Here is a 25927-nt window from a genome sequence, read left to right on the forward strand (position 1 = left end):
GCATTATTTTGTCGAAACCTATTCAGGCAATACGTGGGATGAACGATTGCCTGCCACAAGATACAGGCTTGTGGCAATACGTTGAACACGTTTTACGCGATACGGTCGCCAGTTATGGTTACAGTGAAATTCGTTTCCCTATTGTGGAAATGACAGAGCTGTTTAAGCGTTCCATTGGTGAAGTTACCGATATTGTTGAAAAAGAAATGTATACCTTTAGTGATCGTAATGGTGACAGTTTAACCCTACGTCCTGAGGGAACGGCCTGCTGCGTTAGAGCGGGCAATGAACATGGTTTGCTTTATAATCAAGAACAGCGCCTGTGGTACACCGGGCCAATGTTTCGGCATGAGCGGCCACAAAAAGGCCGCTATCGGCAGTTTCATCAATTTGGTTTAGAAGCCTTTGGTATTGCCAGCGCTGATATTGATGCTGAAGTAATCATGCTGAGTGCACGTGTGTGGCAAAGATTGGGTTTAACACCCCATGTTAAGCTCGAGCTTAATTCTTTAGGGTCTAATGAGGCTCGGGCCGCCTACCGCGATACCCTGATTGCTTATTTAGAACAGCATAAAGCCCTGCTCGATGAAGACAGCTTACGCCGTTTATACAGTAATCCACTGCGGGTATTAGACAGCAAAAATCCGGAAATGGCTGCGATGTTGGCTGCAGCGCCACAGTTAGCCGATCACTTAGATGCCGAGTCAGCTGAGCATTTTACCCAATTACAACACCGTTTAACGGCAGCGGGTGTTGAATTTACCATTAATCCGCGTTTAGTTCGTGGTTTAGATTACTACAATCGTACTGTTTTTGAGTGGGTAACAACCGATTTGGGCTCGCAGGGTACCGTGTGTGCTGGCGGTCGTTATGACGGCTTAGTTGAACAGTTGGGCGGTAAAGCCACGCCAGCAGTGGGGTTTGCGCTGGGGTTAGAACGTTTAATTCTGCTATTGCAAACGCTAGGGCTGGCACCTGCAGAATCCCCTAGCGCCGATATTTATGTTATGGCAATTGGTGCGTCTGCGGAACTTGCAGCGATAAACGTTGCCGAAAAGCTGCGTAACGACTTGTCATCAAAACGTGTTATCTTGCACTGTGGTGGTGGCAATTTGAAAAAACAATTTAAAAAAGCCGATAAATCAGGTGCTGAAATCGCCCTAATTTTAGGTGATGAAGAACTGGCGCGCGGTGAAGTGACCCTGAAATGGCTGCGCCAAGACAAGCCACAACAAACCCTTAAGCTGAGTGAATTGACTCAGCAACTGGCCTAAAAGAATAGCGGAGTAGTTAGGTGGAAATTTACAGCACTGAAGAACAACAAGTTGAAGCCATCAAACGGTTTTGGAACGAATACGGTAAAGCAATTTTAGGCGGTGTGGTGATTGGTTTAGCAGCGCTGTATGGCTGGCGGTATTATCAAGCTGAGCAGCGTGCCAGTGCTGAGGCATTATCTGCAAGCTATGCGCAACTTGTTCAGCAGCAGGGCACAGATGAGCAATGGCTGACGCAGGCACAAAGCTTTATTGCGGCGCAAGGTGGCAATAATTATGCCGTTTTAGCAGCGTTATTAGCGGCGAAAGAAGCTGTTAATGCAGGTAACTTACCTGAAGCGATTAATCAGTTAACCTTTGCTGAAAAACACAGCAGCGATGCTAGTGTAAAAGCGATTGCGCAAATTCGCTTAGCTCGGGTACAACGCGAGACAGGTGATTTTGCGGCTGCACTGGCTACGTTGAACCAAAATGTACCTGAGAGCTTTACCGCTCAGCAAGCCGAATTGAAAGGCGATGTGTTACACGCCAGTGGCGATTTAGTAGCAGCCAAAACGGCCTATCAGCAAGCGTTAGCGAAAGCTGGCCAAAATACACAGCTTTTACAAATTAAACTGGATGAGCTGGCGCACATCACAGTGACTAACTAAGGGGCCAGCATGAATGTATTGTTAAAACATGCAGGTTTAGCGTTAGCAGCGCTGACATTAGTAGCGTGTTCTAGTAAAGAAAAACTGGTGTTACCCGACGTTGAAAATCAGATCAGCCCTAAAAAGGTTTGGGATGTACAAGTGGGTAACGGGGTTGCCCATTATGAATCAGGCTTAAAACCGCTGTTATTTAATGACAAAGTATATATGGCGAGCCGTGAAGGCTTAGTGGTTGCCTTAGATCTTGCTAGTGGTAAGCGGCTGTGGACCTTTGATTTACGTAAAGATGAGACTTTATCAACACTACAGCGTATGCGGCAGCGTTTTTCATCGGACAACGCTCGGATCGCCGGTGGTATTGCACAAGGTTATGGCAATGTTTACTTCGGTACAGAAAATGGTGATGTTGTTGCGCTTAACGCCGAGACGGGCGAACAAGTATGGCGTATCCAGGTACCCGGTGAAGTGCTCGTTAGCCCTGCCGTAGGTGATGCGTTTGTTGTGGTAAAACTGGGCACCGGTACCTTAGTGGGTTTAAATCCCGATAACGGTGAACAACGTTGGGTATTTGAAAACGAACAGCCACCACTGACTATACGTGGTGTTAGCGAGCCGGTAATCGATAGCGGCGGTGTGATTTATGGCACCTCAAATGGTCGCGTTGGCGTATTGGTCGTTGATCGTGGTTTCCAAGCGTGGGAAGAAACGATTGCAACCCCGAAAGGTAGTACCGATTTGTCTCGGTTAGTTGATGTGGATGCCAAACCTATCGTGGTGGCTGGAAATATTTATAGCATTGCCTTTAACGGTGAGCTGTTTGCTATGGATTTGCGCAGTGGTCAGCAAATTTGGAAACGTGATTACGCCAGTTTCCGCAATATGGCTGTCTCTGGCACGGTGCTGTATTTAGTCGATTCTGTTGGTCGTATCTATGCAGTTGATCGCCGTAATGGTACTGAGCTATGGAGTCAAACCGGTTTACATAAGCATTTCTTAACCGGCCCAACCGTGTACAAAGACTATTTGGTGGTGGGTGATAACAAAGGCAATTTGCATTGGTTAAATCGTAGTACCGGCGAATTTGTAGCACGACAAAGCTTTGATGGTTCAGGCTTTTATCGTGAACCCGTTGCGAACAGTGAATATTTAGTGATCACAACGCGTGACGGTGAGCTAACCTTATTACAAACGCCTTAAACTGCGTATTTAAACATTAAGCAGGAAACAGGTCTTAGCGGCCTGTTTTCTTATTTTAGAGGCTGACAAAACATGTTACCTGTAGTTGCCCTTGTGGGGCGTGCCAATGTTGGCAAATCCACCTTATTCAACCGTTTAACGCGGACGCGCGATGCCTTAGTTGCCGACTTTCCGGGGTTAACCCGTGATCGTAAATATGGCTCGGTGAACTTTGAAGGTATGGAGTTTATTGTGGTTGATACCGGTGGTATCGATGGTAATGAACAAGGCATCGAAGTGGAAATGGCGGAGCAATCGCTCAAAGCCATCGACGAAGCCGACGTGGTGTTGTTTATGGTGGACGCCCGAGCGGGCTCTACCGTGGGCGATCAAGCCATTGCTGAGCATATCCGGCGTGTGCGCAAGCCAGTCTTTTTAGTGGCGAATAAAACGGATGGTTTAGACGCCGATACCGCTGTAGCCGATTTTTATAGTCTAGGCATTGGCGAAGTGTATCCTATCGCTGCGGCTCATGGTCGTGGCGTATCGTCATTATTGCAGCATGCGTTATTACCCTTTTTACAAGCCAAGCAAGAGGCCGCGCTGGCGAATGGCGAAGTCCTTCCCGAATTAGATTTAACGTCGGTAAGTGAAGAGGAAGCGGATGCTGAAGCGGCACGTTTGCGCTCAGAACACATTAAGCTCGCCATTGTTGGCCGGCCTAATGTCGGTAAGTCAACGCTAACTAACCGTATTTTAGGTGAAGAGCGGGTGGTGGTGTTTGATATGCCAGGTACCACACGCGATTCAGTTTATATCCCGATGAAACGCAATGAGCGTGATTACACCTTGATTGATACCGCAGGGGTGCGTCGTCGCGGTAAAATTGATGATATGGTCGAAAAGTTTTCGGTCGTAAAAACGCTGCAAGCCATTGAAGATGCCAACGTGGTCATTTTGGTGGTCGATGCGCGCCAAGGTATTTCTGATCAAGATTTAAGTATATTAGGTTTTGTGCTTAATGCGGGGCGTTCACTGGTGTTAGCCGTCAACAAATGGGATGGCCTGAACGATAGCGTAAAAGATGAAATTAAACGCGAGTTGGATCGCCGTTTAGGTTTTATTGATTTTGCCCGCTTGCACTTTATCTCGGCCTTACATGGCTCTGGTGTAGGTAATTTATTTGAATCAGTTGAAGAGGCTTTCGATTCTGCCACCAAACGCGTCAGTACATCATTGCTAACACGTATTATGAAAATGGCACAAGAAGATCACCAGCCGCCAATGGTGTCTGGGCGTAGGGTTAAATTAAAGTACGCCCATGCGGGCGGCTATAATCCACCTATCGTGGTGATACATGGTAATCAGGTCAAAGATTTACCCGATTCCTATAAACGTTATTTAATGAATTATTATCGTAAAGCGTTGCAAATGATGGGGACGCCGATTCGTATTGAATTTAGAGAAGGGGAAAACCCCTTTACCCCAACCAAAAAGAATACCGAAACGGCGTTACAAAAGTATAAACGTGAGCGCCTGTTACTGGCTCGGCAAAAAATGGCCAATAAAACCAAAAGTAAGGACTAACTGATGAATTTCCGTTTTCCCGTCATTGTTATTGACGAAGATTTTCGCTCAGAGAATATTTCAGGCTCAGGTATTCGTGATCTGGCAGAAGCTATTGGCAGCCATGGTTTTGAAGTTATTGGCTATACCAGCTATGTCGATTTAACGGCTTTTGCGCAGCAGGCAAGCCGGGCATCCTGCTTTATTTTATCTATTGATGATGAAGAATTTGGCGGTGGCACTGATGCTGAAGTAAACAGCGCCTTATTAGAGCTACGTGCTTTTGTAAAAGAAGTGCGTAAGCGCAATGCCGATATTCCTATTTTCTTATACGGGGAAACCCGCACTAGCCGCCATATCCCGAACGATATTCTGCGTGAGCTGCACGGCTTTATTCATATGTTTGAAGATACGCCAGAGTTTGTGGCGCGGCATATTATCCGCGAAGCCCGTAAATATTTAGATGCTTTAGCGCCGCCGTTTTTTAATGCGCTAATGGATTACGCACAAGATAGCTCATACTCTTGGCATTGCCCGGGGCACTCTGGCGGCGTTGCCTTCTTAAAGAGTCCGGTTGGCCAAATGTTTCACCAGTTTTTTGGTGAGAATATGCTGCGCGCCGATGTGTGTAACTCGGTTGATGAATTAGGCCAGTTGCTGGATCACACCGGGCCGGTTGCAGAAAGTGAAGCCAATGCGGCGCGGATCTTTAATGCGGATCACCTGTTCTTTGTGACTAACGGTACCTCGACGTCAAATAAGATGGTGTGGCACTCGGTAGTCGCGCCAGGTGATATCGTGGTCGTCGATCGTAACTGCCATAAATCGATTTTGCACTCGATTATTATGACCGGCGCGATTCCGGTGTTTTTAATGCCGACCCGCAACCATTACGGCATTATCGGCCCGATCCCGAAAAGTGAGTTTTCCCCCGAAGCGATTGCGAAAAAGATTGAAGCCAATCCGTTTGCTCGCAATGCGAAAAACAAGAAACCACGTATTTTAACCATTACGCAAAGTACTTATGACGGTATTTTGTATAACGTGGAAGAAATTAAGCAAGAGCTCGGCTCTACCATTGATACGCTGCATTTTGATGAAGCCTGGTTGCCGCATGCTAGCTTCCATGAGTTTTATCATAATATGCATGCTATTGGTAAAGATCGGCCGCGTTCAGAAGATACCTTGGTGTTTGCAACCCAGTCGACGCATAAGCTGTTAGCGGGTTTATCACAGGCCTCGCAAATTTTGGTACAAAATGCCGAGAAACGCAGCTTAGATACGCACCGTTTTAACGAATCGTATTTAATGCACAGCTCCACCAGCCCGCAATATGCCATTATTGCCAGCTGTGATGTGGCAGCCGCGATGATGGAGCCGCCAGGCGGCACGGCACTGGTAGAAGAAAGCTTATTAGAAGCTATCGATTTTCGCCGAGCGATGCGTAAAGTCGACGCCGAATTTGGCGATGATGATTGGTGGTTTAAAGTGTGGGGCCCCGATTTACTGCCAGAAGAGGGCATAGGTAAACGCGAGAAATGGGTGCTGCATGCTACCGACAGTTGGCATGGTTTTGGGGAGATTGAATCGGGCTTTAATATGCTGGATCCGATCAAGGCCACCATTATCACCCCGGGTATGAACCTGCATGGTCAGTTTGATGAAACCGGTATACCGGCCGCTATCGTCAGCAAGTATCTGGCAGAGCACGGTATTATTATCGAGAAAACCGGCCTCTATTCGTTCTTTATTATGTTTACTATTGGTATTACCAAAGGGCGTTGGAACTCGATGGTAACCGAGTTACAGCAATTTAAAGACGACTACGATCAAAACCTGCCAATGTGGCGGGTAATGCCAGAATTTGCGGCGAAGAATAAACGCTACGAAAAAGTCGGTCTGCGCGATCTGTGTCAGCGTATCCATAATATGTATCGCAAGTACGATGTGGCCAAAGTGACCACTGAGATGTACTTATCACATATTGATACTGCCATGACCCCTGCGGATGCCTGGGCGAAGATGGCACACCGCGAGATTGAGCGCGTATCGATTGATGAAATCGAAGGCCGTGTCACTGCTATGCTGGTAACACCTTACCCACCAGGTATTCCACTGATGGTACCGGGCGAGCGCTTTAACAAAACCATTATCAATTACTTGAAATTTACCCGTGATTTTAACGGTGAGTTCCCAGGCTTTGAAACCGACGTACACGGTTTAGTACGCGAAACGGTTGAGGGTGAAGTGAAGTACTTTATCGATGTAGTCAAAGAGTAAAAATCTAGGCGAACGGTTGCATCTGGCAACCGTTCGCCTATGCTGCATGGAAGCAAAACGGCAACAGGGTTTTTCTGTTGCTAACAAGGAGTGGTGAATACCTTGCCTAATCTCTCTGCATTAAGTAAAACACAAGCTCAGGCTCGCGTTAACCAAATACGTGCTTTTCAAGCCGAACAACAGCTGTTATCTGAGCAAGGCATTCTCAAGCTGGATGATAATACCAGCCAACACCTTCGACAATATCATCATAACCTTTTACACCAATTACAGCAGAGTCAAGATATTGATCTAAACGATCAAGCCAGTCATTTATCTTTGGGAATGCAAATCGTCTCTTTTTTAGGGGCGTTGGCGCTGGCGGCCAGTTTGTTCTTTTTGTTTTATCAATATTGGGGTTACTTTGATACGCCGTTGCAATTGGGGATATTAATCAGCGCGCCGTTACTGAGCTTAGGGCTAGTAAGTTGGCTATATCGCATTGATCATACAGGGTATTACGCTAAGTTAGCCGCGCTGGTGTCGTTTGCGGCTTGGGTGCTGAATATTGTGATGCTGGGCAGTATTTTTAATTTACCGGTATCGCCGAATGCCTTTGCTGTCTTTGCGCTCTATGCTTTTCTGTTGGCCTATGCGCTCAACGTCCGTTTGTTATTAGCCGCTGGCATGCTTTGCAGTTATCTTTTTATTGGCGCCCGCTTTGGCAGCTGGATGGGCAGTTACTGGGTGTCGACCGGCGAATATCCGGAACATTTTCTGTTAACCAGCCTGTTGTTCTTTTTGTTACCTCTTAAATTTACGCAACAGCGCTACGATGGTTTTGCTGCCATCTATCAGATCCTCGCGGCGGTAGTGTTCTTTATCGCGATACTGATCCTGGCGAACTGGGGTAGTGTTAGTTATTTACCCTGGTCAGATGGCGTCATTGAAGGGTTGTATCAGGTGCTGGGTTTTGTCTGCAGCGCCTTGCTGGTGCTGTACGGTATTCGGCAACAGGCCGCAAAGTTAATGCTCACTGGTAATGTATTCTTTGCGTTGTTCCTGTATACCAAGTTTTTTGACTGGTGGTGGGACGGGTTACCGAAGTACCTGTTCTTTTTCTTATTGGGACTGACCGCCATTCTGGCACTGTTAATCTTTAACCGGTTACGGCTGGTGGTACAAACCGCATCCAAGCCAGATGAGGTGGCCAATGTCTAAGCCTGGGGCAAAAAAGCGGCTATTGTTAGCGGTGATCACCGTACTAGGCGCCAACGCCTTTATCCTTGGCAACGTGTGGCTAAATCGCAGTGTGGTTATTGCTGAGCTGACGCTGAGTGAGCGGGAGCTTAGTTTGCCATACCACTGGGGTAGGGTGAAAGACGATTCATCATTACGCCTTAATCTAGCCTGGACCACGCCTTGGTTTACGCCAAACGAGGACAAATGGCACTATTTATATCGGCAGCAACAACGTATCCTAACGTTGCAGCCGCCGCAGTTTGCCAGTTTTCGTTTCGGCAGCTGTACGGAAGGCTATCAGCGACAACAGCGCTCTGGTTGGGTGTTGTTGGAGTTTAATGGCCAGAGTTATCAGGACTACCTGAAACAAGCAGAACAATATTATTCTGCGTTACAGCAACGGCTGGCAGCAGAAGCCGTTGCTGAGTTAAATGCCGGCTTGGTACAGGACCGGCTGCGGGAAGCGACCAAGCGTCGGCAAGAACAACTGGAACATGCTGAAGAGCAATGGCGTGTAGCCCGCGAGGAGGTAACCCGGCTGTTTGTGATTGATGCCGCCGCTGATCGCAACTTATTACAACAAACACTGGCAAATCATAGCGGGCCTAAGGCTAGTCAATTATTAATAGTGCCAGCAGATATCCAGCTTAGCTATACCTGGTGTCAGAACGATAAAGCAGCAAAACAGCCCGAGGTGCTGGTAAACCGCTTGGCGGTGGAGTCGTTATATGTGGCCAAGCCGTATGCGCAACGCTTACCAATAGATACCGATCGTCAACAAAAAATTCGCTTTCAGGCTCAGGTGCGCTATGGCCGTTTTGCAGAGCCTTGGCTAAGTGCGCTGACGCTCTCAGGTACAGAACCTTAAGCCGTTGCTTGCTGTTGTAAGTCTAACAGCACCTGCTCCAGTTTAAACACATGCTCATCCTGTTCGTTGAGTTGGCGCAGTGCCTGCGCCAGTTTTAGCAAATACTCGCTATTGGGGCCGCTGGGGCCACGGCTTTCGGCGATTTGCTTGGCAATCACGACTTCTGGTGCCGGCCCCAAATAAGCGGCATTATCCGGGTTAGCAATATACACCACGCCTTGCGTCGTCGCTGAGCTATCGGCTGTGGAGTCGGGAGTTGCGTTATTCAGCCAGTGTAATTCGGTAAAAAAGCGCAGATAGCCATTTTTCTCCCGTTGATCTAAATGAGCAAAGGTATCGGGTGTTACCTGATACGCCATACCAACACAGCGCTTACCGGCTGCCTCCACCAGGGTAACAACCCGGCCCGGCGCCTCTGGCGTACCGCGGTGATCGTGCGAACCTTGCCAAAAGCGCCGCTGCCACCCAGTAATATATGCAGGCTTGGCCTGTAAATAGGGAAAATCAACCTTATAAATCAGCGAGCCATAACCAAATAACCAAACTGACTCCAAATGATCCAGCGGTTGGCGCTGTTGGTTTAACGCCATAGTATCGTAAGACATCAGGCTCCCGATCTTATTAATATTGCAACCTTGAATGAGTAAAGCACTTATTCCGGCTGTTTACTGATATACGCATCTGTTCCCCATAGCGGCACGGTTGACAGGCTATGTTTAAAGCTACCCGAGGTTTCTTTGGTCGAATAGGCTAAGTACATCAGCGTTTGGTTTTCGGCGTCAAAGATACGGCGAATTTTCATGGTCTTAAAAAAGATGCTTTTTGATTTGGTAAAAAGCACCTCACCATTTTTGCTTTTATCGATTTGTGCAATCATGGCGGCCGTGATCGGACCCGTTTGACGACAAGCGAGGGAGCTGTCAGACGGATCAGACAGGTTAAGATTGGCTTCAATACTGGAAACATGGCAGGTAATACCGGTGATCACAGGATCGGTAAAGGCATCAAGCTTAATATCTTTAGTGGTAAACAAACCGAGCGAGACATCGCCCACTTCATTTTTATTACAGCCAACCAGTAATAATCCTAATAAGACAGTGCAGACTACGCGCATAATGAAGGTTCCTTATTGATGAATGTGTATTCTGGTTTATTCGGACAAGCCTTAAGGTTTCACAGGGTTTTTCGATTTACGAGAAGGTCATACTATGCAGTGTAGTCTTTACTGGTGGTTTTTAAAACACGCTTAGGGACTAGGGATATAGGTTGCCAGTGTGACGGTGTTTCTACCGGCCTGTTTGCTGGCATAAAGCGCCTCGTCAGCCAGTTTAAATGCTCTGGTGCGATCATGCTTAAAGGGAAGCACATGTACGACACCAATACTGATAGTTAAATTAACCTGAAGATCGCCAATAAACTCAAGCTGTTTAGCCACTTGCTGACAAAGACGCTGACCTACTTTTAACGCCGTTGCCTCGTCGATATCAATCAATAATGCGGCATACTCTTCACCGCCAATACGGCCAATAATATCATTGCTGCGTAATTGTTTTGATAATAGCTTAGCCACTAAACTAATGGCTTGATCGCCGATGGCATGGCCATAGGTATCATTTACGGTTTTAAATAAATCGATATCAATCATCATAAAGGCGGCGGGTGTTGTGGCATGTTGTTGCCAATAACGGGCAAGCTGCGTAAAAAAATGGCTCCGATTTGCCAGGCGGGTTAAGCCATCGCGTTGTGACTTTAGGGTAAGTTTGCGTTCTAGTTTTAAAAAGCTTAACCAAGGCAGTAACAAGGCAGTGAGGGTCGTTAGTAAAATATGGCTAATCAGGGTATACACCGACGACTCAGGCAGGCCATGGATATTTAGGTGTTGCCAATTCATCACAACCAGCGCGGCTTGGATCAGCATCACCATCGCATGTAACAAAAAGACGGTTTGCAGGGTGCGAGTAAACGTCGGCTCAGTAATGATCGATTTTTGTAGTAAATAGGCGCACAAACAAAAGGTAAAAGCGATGGCCAGCGCCACCAAAATACTCAGTACGCCAGGCAGAGGATGACTCACAAAAAACAGTAACGCCACCAAGGCTAATGTCATAAAACCGTATTGACGCCGTTGTTTAGTAAATCGAAAACGTGAGAACTGGATCAAACCAGCTAAGACATAGACTGGCGCCAACAACAGTAAACAATCGGCGAGAAAAAAACTGAGCAATTCAGGTAGCTGATAAGGACGCAGTACCACCAGCATTGAACCGAGCACGAAACAGATACAGGAATAAGACCAAAGTTTAAAACAACGATCTTTAGGTTTGCGTCGGTACAGCAAATACAAATACAGACCGACCATAAAATTGGTTGCTAGTGCCAGCAAAATTACGGTGGGTAAATGCATTTTAGGGCATTTCCTGCGCGATTTGCTGCAGGGCTGCAGCCAGTTGCTGCGGTGCTTGAGCTCCCGAAATCAAGTATTTATTATTCACAATAAATGCCGGTACGGAAGATATTCCTGCATGTTGATAACGGGTAATATCGTCTTGTACTTGTTGGCTATACTCTGTGCTGCCAAGAATAGCAGCCGCAAGATCGGCATCTAACCCGGCGTTCACCGCGCAATTTACTAATACCTGATGATCCGCGACATTGGCTGCTTCACCAAAATAGGCGTTAAACAAGGCTAACTTCATGGCAGTGGCTTGTCCCTGTTTGTCAGCCCATTTCACTAAGCGATGTGCATCAAAGGTGTTACACGTGAATCGCTGTTGCATCTTGCTAAAATTAAGCCCTAAATCAGCAGCCAGTTCCATAAGATGTGTTTGCGCCTGACGCATCTCAGTTTCGCTTTTGCCATATTTTCGGCTAAGTGCAGGCAATATCGGCTCTTGCGGTGCCAGTTTGTCAGGATTTAACTCAAAAGCGCGCCATGTCAGAACTACGTTTAATTCTGGTAGGGTTTTTAATGCCTGTTCTAAGCGTATATAACCAATAGCACACCAAGGACAAGCAATATCAGAAACTAAGTCGAGGGTTAATGTCGTTAACATTATTAGTCACTTATTAGTTGCGGCGCGATGTTAATCTGCGCCTGATGGCTTATGGTAGCATATTCGGGAATTAAACCGCTTACTTGAAAATCAGCTTTGTGTGTTTTTCATCTTCTTGGTGCACGTCATCACACGTTAACTCAGCGTACTCTGGGCATTTTCATTTAGAAACCTTCTGTAATTAACAAAAACGCTTGTTGCAGAGTAAAAAACGCACTGGGGCGATGTATTTTCGTAATCCTGTAGCCGTTGCGTGTGAGTGCATTTTTCCGTTTAATCCAAAGTCGCTATATCAAGTTACGTATGCAACATTACTTAATATGTGAACCACACAACTTACAATCGCGCATCTCAGCACCTCGTGTTGTCGTTATGCGCCAATCAAAGGAATTGCGAATGCATTTAACACTCTCAAATCTCTTATGCAGTGCCACCCTTGCGGTGAGCTGTTTGTTGCCGGTGGCATCGGGATTAGCGGCTGCGCCCGCTAATGAACAAACGCCGTCTTTACAGCAGGCCTATCAACCTTTTTTTCATATTGGTACCGCAGTGAGTTTGGCGCAGTTACAACAACCAAGCCGTAGTGAGCTTTCGTTAATCGCGCAGCATTTTAATAGTTTAACCGCTGAAAACATTATGAAATGGGAGGAAATTCAACCCATTGAAGGACAGTTCAATTTTGCTGCAGCCGATCAATTAGTTGCGTTTGCCGAGCAGCATAAGATGTTTATGGTAGGGCATACATTATTGTGGCATGAGCAAACTCCCGCCTGGGTATTTGAAGAGGCTACTGGCAAGCCGGCCAGCAAGGCACAATTGCTGGCGCGTTTAGAGCAGCATATTAGTACGGTGGTAGGCCGTTATAAAGGCCGTGTGCACGGTTGGGACGTGGTTAACGAAGCATTAAACGAAGATGGTAGTTTACGTGATACCAAATGGCGGCAGATTTTAGGCGACGATTACATTGCCACGACGTTTGCATTAGTGCATAAGATCGATCCCAGTGCCAAACTGTATTACAACGATTATAACTTGTATAAACCTGAAAAACGCGCAGGTGTTCTACGTATTATTGCCCAACTACAAGAGAAAAATGTTCCTATTCATGCGATTGGCGAGCAAGCGCATTACGGATTAATCTCGCCTGATTTTACGGAAGTGGAAGACTCTATCAAGGCGTTTGCGGCGACGGGATTAGAGGTGATGATTACCGAGTTAGAGATTTCGGTGTTGCCTTTCCCTCCTGGGATGACACCGGGCGCAGATATCAGCCAATATCAAGAGCTGCAAGAGCAGCTGAATCCTTATCGGGAAGGGTTGCCCGCTGATGTTGAGCAGGCTTGGGAGCAACGTTATTTAGATCTTTTTGCATTATTTCTGCGTCAGCAAGACAAATTGCATCGTGTCACCTTGTGGGGACTGCATGATGCACAAAGCTGGCGTAACAATTTCCCGATGCGAGGTCGTACGGATTACCCCTTATTATTTGATCGACAATTACACACCAAGCCACTGCTGCCGGCTCTGATTAAACTGGCTGAAGCGCAATAAGCGTTTTTTACGTTTAACATTTTCGTAAAACGCGACGCGTCAATAAAAAATCATACAGCAGAAATGCATTTTCATAAGAGCGCCCGGATTGCAGCCGATGGCGTTCTTCTTTTTAATCCTCCTTAAAAGGATGCCCTGAACATGAATTGCCTCGCTTATTTTGCCAAGATCATTCTGATCGCACTGGTGTACACCACGAGCTTAGCAAGCCAAGCTGAGCCAACGCAGTCCACGGCGACACAGACTTCACCTCAGTTAGTGCCCCTTTATAACTATTTGGGATTCAGACTTATCGGACCTAAGTGGTTGGTCGTGCCGGGTGAACGCGTGGTAAGTTTTAAGGTAATAGCACCTAATAACGATCAGCCTGTATTACAAGGAGAAACGACTCGCGCAGCCTATTGGCCAGAAGCGGCGCAATGGGTAAGTTTAGCGGATGTTTCTGCACTCACCGCGCCAGGCGAATACCAGTTTTTGGTGCCTGGGTTAAAGCCAATCCACTTTACTATTGCTGCCGCGCCTTACAGCGCTGTTCATGATAGTGCGATTAAAGCGTTTTACTATAATCGCGCTTCAATAGCCCTTGAACCTCGTTTTGCTGGTCCATGGGCGCGGGCAGCAGGGCATCCCGATACTAGCGTTAAAGTACACACCTCAGCCGCTTCGGACGCGCGGCCTGCTGGCTTTACCTTCAGTGCGCCCAAAGGATGGTACGACGCAGGGGATTACAACAAGTATGTGGTAAATTCGGGCATTAGTACCTACACCTTATTGCGTACCTATGCCGACTTTGCAGACTTTTATCAACAACGGCAATGGCAGATACCTGAATCAGATAATGCGACTCCCGATTTGCTAGACGAAATTATGTGGAATCTGGACTGGCTAAGTGCCATGCAAGATCCAAACGATGGTGGTGTTTACCATAAATTAACCACATTGGCTTTTGCCGGTATTGTGATGCCTGATCAGACCCATGCCGAGCGTTTTGTGGTGCAAAAAAGTACCGCCGCAGCACTGAATTTTGCCGCGGTGATGGCAAATGCTAGCCGAGTGATTCAGCCCTTTGAAAGCCAATGGCCAGGTAAAGCTGCGTTATATCGTCAACAAGCACTCGCGGCATGGCAATGGGCTCAGCAACATCCTGCGGTTTATTATCAACAACCTGCCGATGTACACACCGGTGCCTATGGCGATGAGCAGTTAGCCGATGAATGGGCTTGGGCTGGCGTGGAGCTATTTTTGTTAACAGGGGAGCCAACATATTTAACCGCGTTTCGCCAGTTAACTGCACCACCCACTGCGCCGTCTTGGGCCAATGTCGCAGCACTGGCCTATTACAGCTTAGCCGCTGAGCTGCGCCAGGGGCGAAACCTCGATTCGGTTATTGTGGGGCAAGTTACCCAAGGGCTGCTGCAGGCGGCCGATCAACTTGTCAGTATTCATCAGCAATCGGCGTATGGCGTTGCAATGCGTGCAGACGACTTTGTTTGGGGCAGCAATGCCGTCGCAATGAACAAGGCGATGTTGCTCTATCAAGCGTGGTTAGTATCGCCTCAGCCACGCTATGAACAGGCTATGCAGGGCTTATTAGACTATGTCTTAGGGCGTAATCCATTACAGCTATCTTATGTAACCGGTTTTGGGATAAAGCATCCGCAGTTTATCCATCATCGCCCTTCTGCAGCAGATAACGTGGACGCGCCGGTGCCGGGATGGTTAGTGGGCGGGCCGCAACCTGGGCAGCAAGATCAGTGCGCGTACACCACTACCTTACCAGCATTAAGTTATGTTGATGATTGGTGCAGTTATGCTAGTAACGAAGTCGCGATTAATTGGAACGCACCCTTGGTGTATGTGTTAGCGGCAATGCATCACCTGCCGATGGCAACGAACAACTCTGTTGAGCCAGAAACTGCCTCAAAATAGAGTAACAGGGTGCAATAAAGGTGCGTTTTCTGTTTTCACTATTCTGATTTTTCCAAGACGGTTTGACGCTGAAACAGCCATGTCGCACTATCAGATGCGGCTAAAACATCAGCGGTTATAGTCGTTAATTAACCCAAAATTGGCGAAGCATGCAGTACGTCAGTAGTAAGTAAAAATATAAAAAAAGCTGGTAAACAGCGCATCGGTTAAACAATGCAACGCGACAAATAGCGCGATTTGCTGTGATCTCCGATGCATTAAAAACACACATGGGAGACCTTCGATGGTGCACAGCAATCGAAACCAACACTTAACCAAAAAACCTGTTTTTAAACGCTCGCTATTGTTAATCGCCATGATGGGATTAACTGCAGGGGTTAGTGCGCAAGAGACGACAGAACAAACCGAACAAGATAAACCCAAAGTTGAAGATATCGAAGTTATTCAAGTAAGTGGTACACGTGCTAACTTACAAAGCGCCCAAAATATCAAACGGCTCGCTGATACCGTGGTTGATGGGATCTCTGCGGAGGATATTGGTGTATTACCGGATCGCAGTGTCCTTGAGGCAATTCAACGGATCCCAGGGGTATCGATTGAGCGGTTTGCGGGGCCAGATGATCCAGATCATTTTAGCGTGGAAGGGAGTGGCGCCATTATTCGCGGTATGACACAAACCCGCAGCGAATTTAATGGTCGTGATTCTTTTACCGCTAACTCTGGACGGGGATTATCGTTTCAAGATGTCTCGCCTGAGTTAATGGCCGGTGTTGATATTTATAAAAATCAAACCGCCGACATGGTTGAAGGCGGCATTGGCGGAACCGTGAGCTTACGCACGCGTAAACCCTTTGATGCTGCGGGACGTTTGTTTGCGATCAGCGGAGATTGGTCTTATGGCGATATTGCCAAAAAAGGCAGCCCAACAATATCCGCTTTATTCAGCGATCGGTTTGTATTAGATAATGGCAGCGAGTTTGGTTTTTTAATTAATGCGGCACGCTCGCAGTTATATGGCGCATCGCATGGTATTCAATCGGATGCCTATGTACCGGTTTATGCTAGAACCATTGCCGGTGCCGAAAACTTTGTAGGAACGGATAATAATGGCTTAGTGTGGATGCCTAATGCCTCTAATTTACTGAATAAGTTTGATGATCGTAAAAGAACCGGTTTTTCCTCCGCGTTACAGTGGAAAAATAGTGACGACACCTTTTTAAGTACGTTTCAATATATTCGCTCTGATGCCCGCTTATCTTGGCATGAGCAAGCGGTGAAATACCAAGGGGGTTATTTTAGTATCGACAATCGGCGCTCACGGCCCTTGGCAGGTACCCAATTTGAATTTGATGATCAAGGCTTGTTTGAATCAGGGATCATTACGCAAGGGGTAGACGGTTGGCGTGCTGCCGATGGTAACGTAGACCGTGTGGCCCGTGGCTGGGGTGATAATCCGCGCGATCAGTTTGGTTATGTTACGCAGTTTGATAGCCGAGTAAAAGACTCTGAAAATCTGGTAGAAGACTTTTCGTTAAATCTCCGCTGGAAAGCCACTGATCAGTTGGAAATTACTACCGATCTTCAATTAGTACAGGCAGAAACCACCGATAACGACGTTACCGTTCATACGGCAGCGTTTGCGGGCCAAGAGTATAATATTCGCGGCAAAACACCCACTATGCGCTTGTTAGAGCCTTGGTTTGGTTATCGTGATGCCAATCCTGAGTTATTTGCGACAGGCTATCCCGGTTTTAGCGGCGATCCTGCCGGCGATAGTAACTACTTTCAAGATCCTACGTCTTATTTCTTACGCAGTGCGATGGATCACTACGAGCGCTCTGAAGGCGAATCGGTTGCCGGACGTATTGATGCCAATTACCAATTAGATAATTTGGGGATTTGGACATCGGTACAAACGGGTGTGCGCTATGCAAAACGGGAACAAACGGTGCGTGCAACCGATTGGAACTGGGGGGCATTAGCCCCTGAATTTAGCAGTGTTGCGCCAGCAGGCTGGCTAGATACGATTCCGGGTGCCGCCAATGATTTTGAATTAGTCGATTGGTCTGGCTTTCATGGTGGTGGTGTTGCCAATATTCCGGGCAATAAAACCATCCATGCCACTGAAGCTTATGTTCGTTCAATAATGGGCGCAAATCCAGCACGACAACCCTTTAGCTCCGCGGGCGGTAGCTGGACGCCGTATCCACAACGGGCGGGAGTCGATTCTGAGTTTGGCCTGTTTACGCCCGGCGAAGTGAACGATACCACTGAAACGAATAAAGCCGTTTATGTTAGGTTTAATTTTGAGGGCCAAGGCGAGCGTCGTTACTCCGGTAACATTGGCTTGCGTTATGTGGTATTGGATCGTGAAGCGATTGGTGCGGTGACGTTTCCTGATTTAATTCCAGACTTTTTACCTCCAGAGTCATTAAGAAATCGACAGCTTAATCCAACTTTGGTGCTGGATTATGTTAATCAGCAAGTCAGCAATGGCACTTATGCATCGGTGGAAGATGCGCTGCGCGCAGAAGAAAATCGCTGGATCGGCGATCCTTTAAATTACCTACCCGATAACGATAGGGCTTTTGGTAATGATGCTGAAGAGCGTTTAAGCGCCAAAAACTCGTTTAAAATGTGGCTACCCAGCTTTAATTTTAAATATGAAATTACCGATGAGTTGATTGGGCGTTTTGCCTTTTCTAAAGCCGTTGCCTTACCTGATATGGGTGACGTGCGTAATCGTATTTCCTTGGGTAATGAATCGGTGCAGGCCGAACGGCCGATACAAGTGATTGATCCTGATAATCCTCCATTGCCGCAAGATAACCTGATTCAACGGGCTTATGTGCCGGCTTGGACCGGTAGCGGCGGTAATCCATTCTTAAAACCGATGGAATCGGTGCAGTTTGATCTTGCATTAGAGTGGTATTTTGCTGAAGTGGGCCAATTAAGTGCGACGTTATTCAACAAAGATTTGAAAAACTACTTTGTACAAGGGGCCTTTGCGCAAAACCTGACGAATCCGGTCAGTGGCGTGAATCAAACATCGTTAATTAGCACCACCACCAATGGCGGTGATGGCAAAATGCGTGGTGTAGAACTGGCTTATCAGCAGTTTTATGATGGGCTACCGGAGCCGTTAAATGGCTTTGGTATTCAAGCTAGCTTTACCTACATTAAAGCCAGTGGTGTGCCGAATAATGAGGTGGATGTTGAAGACGAAAGCTGGTTAGGGGATGATTTTGAAGATACTGGGATCCGCGTTAATATGGATACCATTCCGCTACAAGGTCAGTCTGATCGCACCTTTAACATAGTAGCGATGTATGAAAAAGGTGATTGGAGTTCACGTTTGGCCTACAACTGGCGTTCAAAATATCTGCTGACTACACGCGATGTGATCAGTAAGGCGCCGTTATGGTATGACGATCATGGACAGTTAGATGGTTCTATTTTTTATAATATTACCGAAAACTTTACCATAGGGCTGCAGGCTACCAACATTACTAATGCGCAATCTGAAACCCTGATGCTCCTCAATAACGAGGGACAAGAAGCAGGACGCTCTTGGTTTGTGGCTGATCGGCGGATAGCGTTTGTGGTGCGCGGCAACTTCTAAGCACGTTACGCCATCGCTCAGTGGTTGACTAATACTGAGTGATGGCGCATTAAGGCGTTACGTGACTATGTTAAAACAACGTATTGTTATTTTAGGCGGTGGGACCGCAGGATGGATGGCTGCAGCCGCCTTATCACGATTTTTGCCTTCGCAGCAGTATTCTATTTGCTTGGTGGAGTCAGAGCAAATCGGCACGGTGGGGGTCGGTGAAGCGACTATTCCTCATATTCGACACTTTAATCAATGGGTGGGTATAGAAGAAGCCGAATTTATGCAGGCGACGGGGGCGACCTATAAATTAGCCATTCGTTTTCAGGGATGGGGAACGGCGAACAGCGATTATTACCACCCTTTTGGGGTGAGTGGCGACATGCTAAACGATTTACCCTTTCATCAGGTGTGGTGGTGGTTACAACAGCAACACCAGCCCACTTATCCTTTTGATCACTATTCTTTCGCTGTGCAATTAGCGCAACAAAAACGCTTCCGCTTTCCCAGTACCGACATTGCAGATGTTGCTTCAAGCTTTAATTATGCGTATCAATTAGATGCGGGTAAATATGCCATGTTGCTTCGTCAACATGCGACCGCGCAGGGCGTGAGCCGCATTGAAGGCAAGGTGCAGCAGGTGTTGCAACAGCCTAATGGTGACATCAGTGAATTAGTGTTAGAGCAGGGGATGCGTTTAAAAGGCGATTTTTTTATTGATTGTTCTGGTTTTTCGGCGCTATTGATTGGCCAAACATTGCAAACTCCCTTTGAGAATTGGCAACAGTGGTTGCCTTGCGACCGCGCTCTGGCCATGCCGAGTGCTGCCGATGTTGATCCGGCACCGTACACGTTATCTAAGACGATGGCCGCAGGCTGGCGTTGGCGTATACCGCTACAACATCGCACGGGAAATGGCTTGGTATATGCCAGTGCCTTTTTAGCTGATGACGCTGCGGAGCAACACTTAGTGCAGGAGGTCAATGAGACGGGGTTTGCGGGGGCTTCAATAAAAGCATTACGCTTTACCACGGGGCGCCGTCAGCAAAGCTGGCGACATAATTGCGTGGCCATTGGTTTGGCGGCGGGCTTTTTAGAACCCTTGGAATCGACCAGCCTACATTTAATACAATTAGCATTAGAAAAATTGTTGCTGTACTTTCCGGTGCATACGGCGGGGCAGTCTATCGTGTCGACAAGTGAACGTGATGCCTTTAATGATCAAATGGCGACAGAGTATCAGCGTGTGCGAGATTTTCTTATTTTGCATTACAAAGTAAATACGCGTTCTGAACCGTTTTGGCAATATTGTGCGCACATGTCTCTTCCAGACAGTTTGCAGCAGCGGCTGGCGTTATTTCAGGAAAGTGGGCAGCTGGTAGCGTATCGGCAAGGATTATTCCAACCGGCGAGTTGGTTAGCGGTATTGTTAGGGCAGGGCGCTCGCCCCAACGAAACTGATTTTCGCTTGCAAGCGGCTGCCAGCGCACCTTATAGCGCCTGGTTGCAGCAGTATTATCAACACCTGAAAATGCAAGCCGGCCAAAGTCCTTCTCATCGGCAGGCGTTGGATAATTCATCGCGCTCGTCAAATGCGCCGCCAGTGCATTCTCTATATGGCTATCGTGAAGCCAGTGCAGCAGGAGGGCGTGTATGCGTGCGCTAAATCCTGTGGTAGTCATAGGCAGCGGTGTGTGGTTAGAGCTTGCGTGTGCCTGGATCGCCGCGCCGTTACGTCGTTTTGGTATGCGTGTAGTTGCCGTGGTATTACCCAGTGATCCCGCGGAGAGCCGTAGCACGCAATTTGGCCCAGCGCTGACGGCGTTGTGTGAACATCTTGCGTGTACTCCGTTGTCATTAATCCAGCAGGCTCAAGGGCATGTATCGTTGGGATGTCATTATGAGTTTGCAGCAAGGCAGGGTTTTATCCCCTATGGTTTTTACGGTCTGCAAGCCGAGGCTAGTGAATTTGAGCAGGTGGTATTACGTTGCTTACGTGAGTCGCCAGCCTTGGCAAACACGATAAGTATTGATGCGTTATCAGTTGCCGCGCAGGCGGCCTTACAACAAAAATTTGCGATTGCCCCGAATACTCGACCCGATCTGCAGCAAGCGTTAGCATTTGGTGGGCAAATGGACAGTGTGGCCTTGGCAGCCTGTTTACATCAGCATAATCTGGCTGCAGGTGTGACATACCATGCGTGTGCGTCTCTAGTTTGTGTGCGCAATACGCACGGCATAGCAGAAACCATTAAAACTGATAATGGGTACGAACAGCCAGTGCATTTTCTTATAGATTGTCGACGTTCTTCGGACGTATCGAGCCATGCAACTGCAGCAACGCCCGCTTTGCAACAGCCTTTTGCACTGCGCTTATGGGCCGATAGTCGGCCTGAACCGCTCTCGCCTTACAGTTCGGCGATCCAGCTGAGTGGGAGTTGGGTGGTAAAGCATCGGCTGGCTGATCGAGAACATTGGCAATGCTTACTGCAGCCGCCTGCAACAGTGGCTTTGGTGTTAGCCGAATTGCAGCAAAAAACCGGTATTGCCGATTGGCAACAAGTGCGCTTTCCAGTGCCTAAGGGTATGGATAATCCTTGGCAAGGCAATGTGCTACGTTGTGGTGAAGCCGCAGCTGTCTTAGATCAGCCCTTATATGATGGCGTGTCTGCCTTATCCTTTATGTTACCGCTTTGGTTAGCGTTGTTGCCTGGGCAGGCAATGCGACCCGCTGCGGCCAGTCTGTTTAATACACAATGGCAGTTATTTCAGCAAGAAGTACACATGTATCTGCAATGTCACACTGAGCCATTAGCCACTGCACAAGGTCAGCTCTTTGCACGCGCCGGTCGTTTGTTACCGGCAGAAACGGATGCCATCTTACCGGCGCAATGGTTTGGTTTACTCGTTGGTTTAGGTCTCAGGCCAGCGTTACCCAGTATGTTATTGGCAACACGCAGCACAACCGAATTGTTTAGTGCGGTACACCAAATTCAACACAGTATCGCGCGGCTCGTGTCAGGAATGCCTAGTTACACCGATTTCCTCGCGTTAACGCGTAATGCGGTTTAAAAAGAGACCAACATGATCAATAAATTAAAAAAAATAATTATCTTAGGGGGCGGCTCTGCCGGCTGGATGACTGCAGCAGCGCTTGGGAAGGTATTAAAGGATCAATACTGTCAGATCCAGCTTATTGAGTCTGATCGCATTGGTACGGTGGGTGTTGGTGAAGCGACTATTCCTCAAATTATGTTGTTTAATGAGTTAATTGGCCTAGATGAAAATGCGTTTATGCGTCGCACTCAGGCAACCTTTAAGCTGGGTATTCAGTTTGTCGACTGGCACCAAATTGGCAGCAGTTATATTCATGCTTTTGGCGATGTAGGCAAAAATATGGAAGGCCTACAGTTTTACCATTATTGGCTAAAAATGCGGGCATTAGATCGTGCCGCGCCGCTCGATGAATATACCCTGACATCATTGGCCTGCCATGAAAAACGTTTTATGCGAAGTATTGCCGCGGGCAATTCACCGTTATCGAATATTGCCTATGCGTTTCATTTTGATGCTGGCTTATTTGCCGCCTATCTGCGAGAGCTTGCTGAAAACTGGGGGGTACAACGTACAGAAGGTGAGGTGTTATCGGTACAACAGCGGGCAGATGGGTTTATTCATGCCCTGCAGTTGGCTGATGGCAGTGTGCACGAGGCTGATTTTTTTATTGATTGCTCCGGTTTTCAAGGCGTACTGATTGAGCAAACATTAAAAACGGGCTATGAAGATTGGCGGCATTGGTTACCTTGTGATAGCGCCATTGCCGTACCTTGCGCCAGTGCTGGCGAGCCATGGCCTTTTACGCGCGCCAAAGCACATACCGCAGGTTGGCAATGGCGAATTCCGCTGCAACATCGTATCGGCAATGGCCATGTATTTAGCAGTAAATTTATGTCGGCAGATGAGGCCACGGCAATTTTGCTGCAAAATTTAGATGGCGCGCCCTTAGCAGAGCCCAGACAAATACGTTTTACGACGGGTAAGCGTAAGCAATTTTGGCAAAAAAACTGTTTAGCGATTGGATTAGCCGCGGGTTTTATGGAGCCATTAGAGTCAACCAGCCTACATTTAATTCAGGCCGCCATTTCAAAGCTGTTTAGTTTTTTTCCTGATCGAGATTTTGCACAAAGCGATATTGATGAGTTTAATCGGCAAATGCACTTTGAATACGACAGTATCCGCGATTTTTTGATTTTACATTATCACGCTACAGCACGTCGTGATTCGGCTTTTTGGCGTTATTGCAGTAGCATGCCAATACCTGATGCGCTAACGCAAAAAATCACACAATTTCGCGATCATGGACGGATCTTTCGTTTTAACAACGAAATGTTTAGCGATCTAAGCTGGTTTGAAGTCATGCTTGGGCAGGGGATCACGCCAGCACGTTATCATCCCTTAGTGGATGCGTTTCCAGAAGACGCATTAGATAAACGCTTGCAAGGGATCCGCCAAGTGATCCGTAGCGCTGTGGATTATATGCCGTCACATCAAGCCTTTATTAATCAGCATTGTAAAGCGGACAAGATTTATTGATGTTGTCCAGTGTAAAGACCACAACGCCATACACCCCTCGGATAGCCGTAATCGGAGAGGAACAGCAGCCGCTTTTGCTGGTGGATGACTTTTGGCCCGAACCTAACCAACTGCTGCAGTACGCGTTGCAACAAGGTGCTGTTAATCCAGCCACGGGCTTGTATCCTGGTTTACGCTCGCCTGCACCGCCGATATTTGGGCAGCGTGTGCTGGCACAATTAGCGCCACATATCCAGCACGTGTTTGGACTGACCGCAGCGCGTATTCAGCGCGTCGAGAGTTATTACGCGATGGTGGCCACGCCGGTTGCACAATTATCGGCGTGGCAGTGTATACCGCACTTTGATCGCCCCAAACCGGATGATCTCGCTATAGTGTATTATTTATGTCACGCGCAGCAGGGTGGCACCAGTTTTTATCGGCATCGACGCAGTGGTTTTGAAGCGATCACGCCTGAACGGCAAGCGGCCTATCAGCGCTCACTTAGCGACGATTTTCAGCAATATGGGACGCCAAAAGGCTATATAAATGGGGATAACGCCATGTTTGCACGAATTGCGCAAGTCCCTGCGCGGTTTAATCGTTTGCTGTTGTATCGTTGTTCATCATTACATTCTGGCGATATCGCGACAGATTACCCTTTTGATTTAGATCCGCGCAGCGGGCGCTTTACCATTACCGCGTTTATTACGGCGCGCGATTAAGGTGTCGCAATACGGTTTGCCGTTGTGGTAAGGAATGAGCCCGCGATGCGATTATCCTTTCTGCACCTCGGTAACGATAGCCGTAAATTGTCCCTCGGCCAGTTGTGTACTAACGCTATCGCCAACACTTAATTGTGCCGCACGCGTAATCGCCTGTTGCTGTGCATTAAAACTAATACTGTAACCCCGTGCTAAAGTGGCGAGCGGACTGACGGTATGTAATTGCGCGCTAAGCCTCATCAGTTGTTGCTGGCCCTGTTTTAATTGTTGCTGCTGGGCATGCTCCAGCCGTCTTGCCAGTTGTTGCAGCAATCCCTGTTGTTGCTTAACCATTTTAGCGGGCGATAAATGCTGCAGGCTTTGCTGTAAATAACTGTGCTGGCGTTTGGCGTGTTGCAGTTGCTGTTGCATTACCCGCTGTAAGCGCAATTGTAATTCATCTAAACGCTGCTGTTGTTGTTCTAATCGGCGCTGTGGATGTAAGTGTTGCAGGCGCTGTTGTAGTTGACTTAGTTTTGGGGCTAGTCGTTGCAAGTACAGGCGCTGCGCTCTGGCTAAACGAAGCGCCAATTGTTGCAGTGTAAGCAGATGCTGGCTTTGATCCGGTGACACTAATTCCGCGGCGGCCGAGGGCGTGGGAGCACGTACATCGGCGACAAAATCGGTGAGAGCAAAATCAATTTCATGCCCCACCGCACTGACGATCGGAATAGGGCAGGCCGCAATTGCGCGTGCTAAGATTTCATCGTTAAAACACCAGAGATCTTCTAAAGAACCACCGCCTCGGCCAATAATGAGTACATCTACTTCATTGCGGCGAATGGCGGTGCTTAGCATGGCACGTAGTTGTGCTGCCGCAGTCTCGCCTTGCACTTGGCAAGGATAAATTATCACCTCAAGCGCAGGCGCCCGCCGTTTTAATACGCTAATAATATCGCGAACTGCAGCACCGGTTGGCGAGGTAATCACACCAATAGTCCGCGGCTGTGCTGGCAATGCTTTCTTGCGTTCTTCGGCAAAGAGTCCTTCAGCCGCCAGCTTGGCTTTAAGTTGCTCAAATTGTTGTTTTAGTAAGCCATCACCAGCAGGCTCAATAAACTCGGCTAACAGCTGATATTCACCTCGGGGCTCGTATACGCTGATCCGAGCACGAATTAATACTTGCTGGCCATTTTGTGGCCGCACCAAGGCATTCCGATTCGCCTGCTTAAACATGGCGACTTTTACCTGTGCGGCCTGATCTTTTAAACTAAAGTACCAATGCCCTGAGGCGGCAGCGACAAAATTTGAAACTTCACCCACCAGCCATAATTGCTGAAATTGTAATTCCAAGGTTAAACGCACTTCGCTATTTAAACGGGAAACGGTGTAAATATCATGATTTTGCATAGCGGACTCGGTATCTGCCTGTGGTTTACGGTACGGAAATGCAGTGTACGCCATTGTGACCTT

General features: G+C 47.6%; 19 protein-coding genes. 14 read left to right on the forward strand and 5 right to left on the reverse strand.

The annotated features are described in order from the left end of the window. Nucleotides 1–8 precede the first annotated feature (8 nt). The 7 genes from hisS to IE070_RS02915 all read left to right on the forward strand — a co-directional run bounded on the left by hisS (nt 9) and on the right by IE070_RS02915 (nt 9035). Nucleotides 9–1274, forward strand: coding sequence for a histidine--tRNA ligase (gene hisS / locus IE070_RS02885; RefSeq protein WP_189480279.1), 1266 nt, complete (start codon nt 9–11; stop codon nt 1272–1274). A gap of 20 nt (nt 1275–1294) precedes the next feature. Continuing rightward, the gene (locus IE070_RS02890) at nt 1295–1924 is read left to right on the forward strand and encodes a YfgM family protein (RefSeq protein ID WP_189480281.1); all 630 of its coding nucleotides are present in this window, start codon (nt 1295–1297) and stop codon (nt 1922–1924) included. Between the two features lie 9 nt (nt 1925–1933). Further along, nucleotides 1934–3121, forward strand: coding sequence for an outer membrane protein assembly factor BamB (bamB, locus tag IE070_RS02895; protein ID WP_189480283.1), 1188 nt, complete (start codon nt 1934–1936; stop codon nt 3119–3121). A gap of 72 nt (nt 3122–3193) precedes the next feature. Further along, complete coding sequence (der, locus tag IE070_RS02900; RefSeq protein WP_189480285.1) at nt 3194–4687, forward strand: ribosome biogenesis GTPase Der; 1494 nt, start codon at nt 3194–3196, stop codon at nt 4685–4687. A 3-nt stretch (nt 4688–4690) separates the two neighbouring features. Further along, nucleotides 4691–6946, forward strand: coding sequence for an arginine/lysine/ornithine decarboxylase (locus IE070_RS02905; RefSeq protein WP_189480287.1), 2256 nt, complete (start codon nt 4691–4693; stop codon nt 6944–6946). A gap of 102 nt (nt 6947–7048) precedes the next feature. Continuing rightward, a complete protein-coding gene (locus IE070_RS02910) occupies nt 7049–8146 on the forward strand; it encodes a DUF2157 domain-containing protein (RefSeq protein WP_189480289.1) in 1098 nt (365 codons plus the stop codon). Continuing rightward, the gene (locus tag IE070_RS02915) at nt 8139–9035 is read left to right on the forward strand and encodes a DUF4824 family protein (protein ID WP_189480291.1); all 897 of its coding nucleotides are present in this window, start codon (nt 8139–8141) and stop codon (nt 9033–9035) included. The genes IE070_RS02910 and IE070_RS02915 overlap by 8 nt, the downstream gene beginning before the upstream one ends. Here the strand turns inward: IE070_RS02915 and IE070_RS02920 are convergent. From IE070_RS02920 to IE070_RS02935, 4 genes are all read right to left on the reverse strand, one after another. Then, the gene (locus tag IE070_RS02920) at nt 9032–9640 is read right to left on the reverse strand and encodes a gamma-glutamylcyclotransferase (protein WP_189480293.1); all 609 of its coding nucleotides are present in this window, start codon (nt 9638–9640) and stop codon (nt 9032–9034) included. The two genes, IE070_RS02915 and IE070_RS02920, sit on opposite strands and share 4 nt — an antisense overlap. 47 nt (nt 9641–9687) lie before the next feature. Continuing rightward, nucleotides 9688–10149 (reverse strand): CreA family protein, encoded by a 462-nt coding sequence (locus tag IE070_RS02925; protein ID WP_189480295.1) that lies wholly within the window; start codon nt 10147–10149, stop codon nt 9688–9690. A 132-nt stretch (nt 10150–10281) separates the two neighbouring features. Beyond that, nucleotides 10282–11439 (reverse strand): GGDEF domain-containing protein, encoded by a 1158-nt coding sequence (locus IE070_RS02930; RefSeq protein ID WP_189480296.1) that lies wholly within the window; start codon nt 11437–11439, stop codon nt 10282–10284. A 1-nt stretch (nt 11440) separates the two neighbouring features. Next, nucleotides 11441–12088 (reverse strand): DsbA family oxidoreductase, encoded by a 648-nt coding sequence (locus tag IE070_RS02935; protein ID WP_189480298.1) that lies wholly within the window; start codon nt 12086–12088, stop codon nt 11441–11443. Nucleotides 12089–12484: 396 nt separating this feature from the next. Here IE070_RS02935 and IE070_RS02940 point away from each other — a divergent pair, with 396 nt between their 5' ends. From IE070_RS02940 to IE070_RS02970, 7 genes are all read left to right on the forward strand, one after another. Beyond that, nucleotides 12485–13639, forward strand: coding sequence for an endo-1,4-beta-xylanase (locus IE070_RS02940; protein ID WP_189480300.1), 1155 nt, complete (start codon nt 12485–12487; stop codon nt 13637–13639). 141 nt (nt 13640–13780) lie between these two features. Then, the gene (locus IE070_RS02945) at nt 13781–15568 is read left to right on the forward strand and encodes a glycoside hydrolase family 9 protein (protein WP_189480303.1); all 1788 of its coding nucleotides are present in this window, start codon (nt 13781–13783) and stop codon (nt 15566–15568) included. Nucleotides 15569–15851: 283 nt separating this feature from the next. Continuing rightward, nucleotides 15852–19190, forward strand: coding sequence for a TonB-dependent receptor (locus tag IE070_RS02950; protein ID WP_189480306.1), 3339 nt, complete (start codon nt 15852–15854; stop codon nt 19188–19190). Between the two features lie 67 nt (nt 19191–19257). After that, complete coding sequence (locus IE070_RS02955) at nt 19258–20844, forward strand: tryptophan halogenase family protein (protein WP_189480308.1); 1587 nt, start codon at nt 19258–19260, stop codon at nt 20842–20844. Next, a complete protein-coding gene (locus IE070_RS02960; RefSeq protein WP_189480310.1) occupies nt 20832–22250 on the forward strand; it encodes a tryptophan 7-halogenase in 1419 nt (472 codons plus the stop codon). The genes IE070_RS02955 and IE070_RS02960 overlap by 13 nt, the downstream gene beginning before the upstream one ends. Nucleotides 22251–22262: 12 nt before the next feature. Continuing rightward, the gene (locus tag IE070_RS02965) at nt 22263–23771 is read left to right on the forward strand and encodes a tryptophan halogenase family protein (protein WP_189480312.1); all 1509 of its coding nucleotides are present in this window, start codon (nt 22263–22265) and stop codon (nt 23769–23771) included. Continuing rightward, nucleotides 23771–24475, forward strand: coding sequence for a DUF6445 family protein (locus IE070_RS02970; RefSeq protein ID WP_189480314.1), 705 nt, complete (start codon nt 23771–23773; stop codon nt 24473–24475). The genes IE070_RS02965 and IE070_RS02970 overlap by 1 nt, the downstream gene beginning before the upstream one ends. A gap of 51 nt (nt 24476–24526) precedes the next feature. On the opposite strand, the gene xseA is transcribed toward IE070_RS02970, so the two are convergent. Further along, nucleotides 24527–25864 (reverse strand): exodeoxyribonuclease VII large subunit, encoded by a 1338-nt coding sequence (xseA, locus tag IE070_RS02975; protein WP_189480754.1) that lies wholly within the window; start codon nt 25862–25864, stop codon nt 24527–24529. Nucleotides 25865–25927 lie beyond the last annotated feature (63 nt).

It is taken from the genome of Alishewanella tabrizica (assembly GCF_014652375.1).
Lineage (GTDB): Bacteria > Pseudomonadota > Gammaproteobacteria > Enterobacterales > Alteromonadaceae > Alishewanella > Alishewanella tabrizica.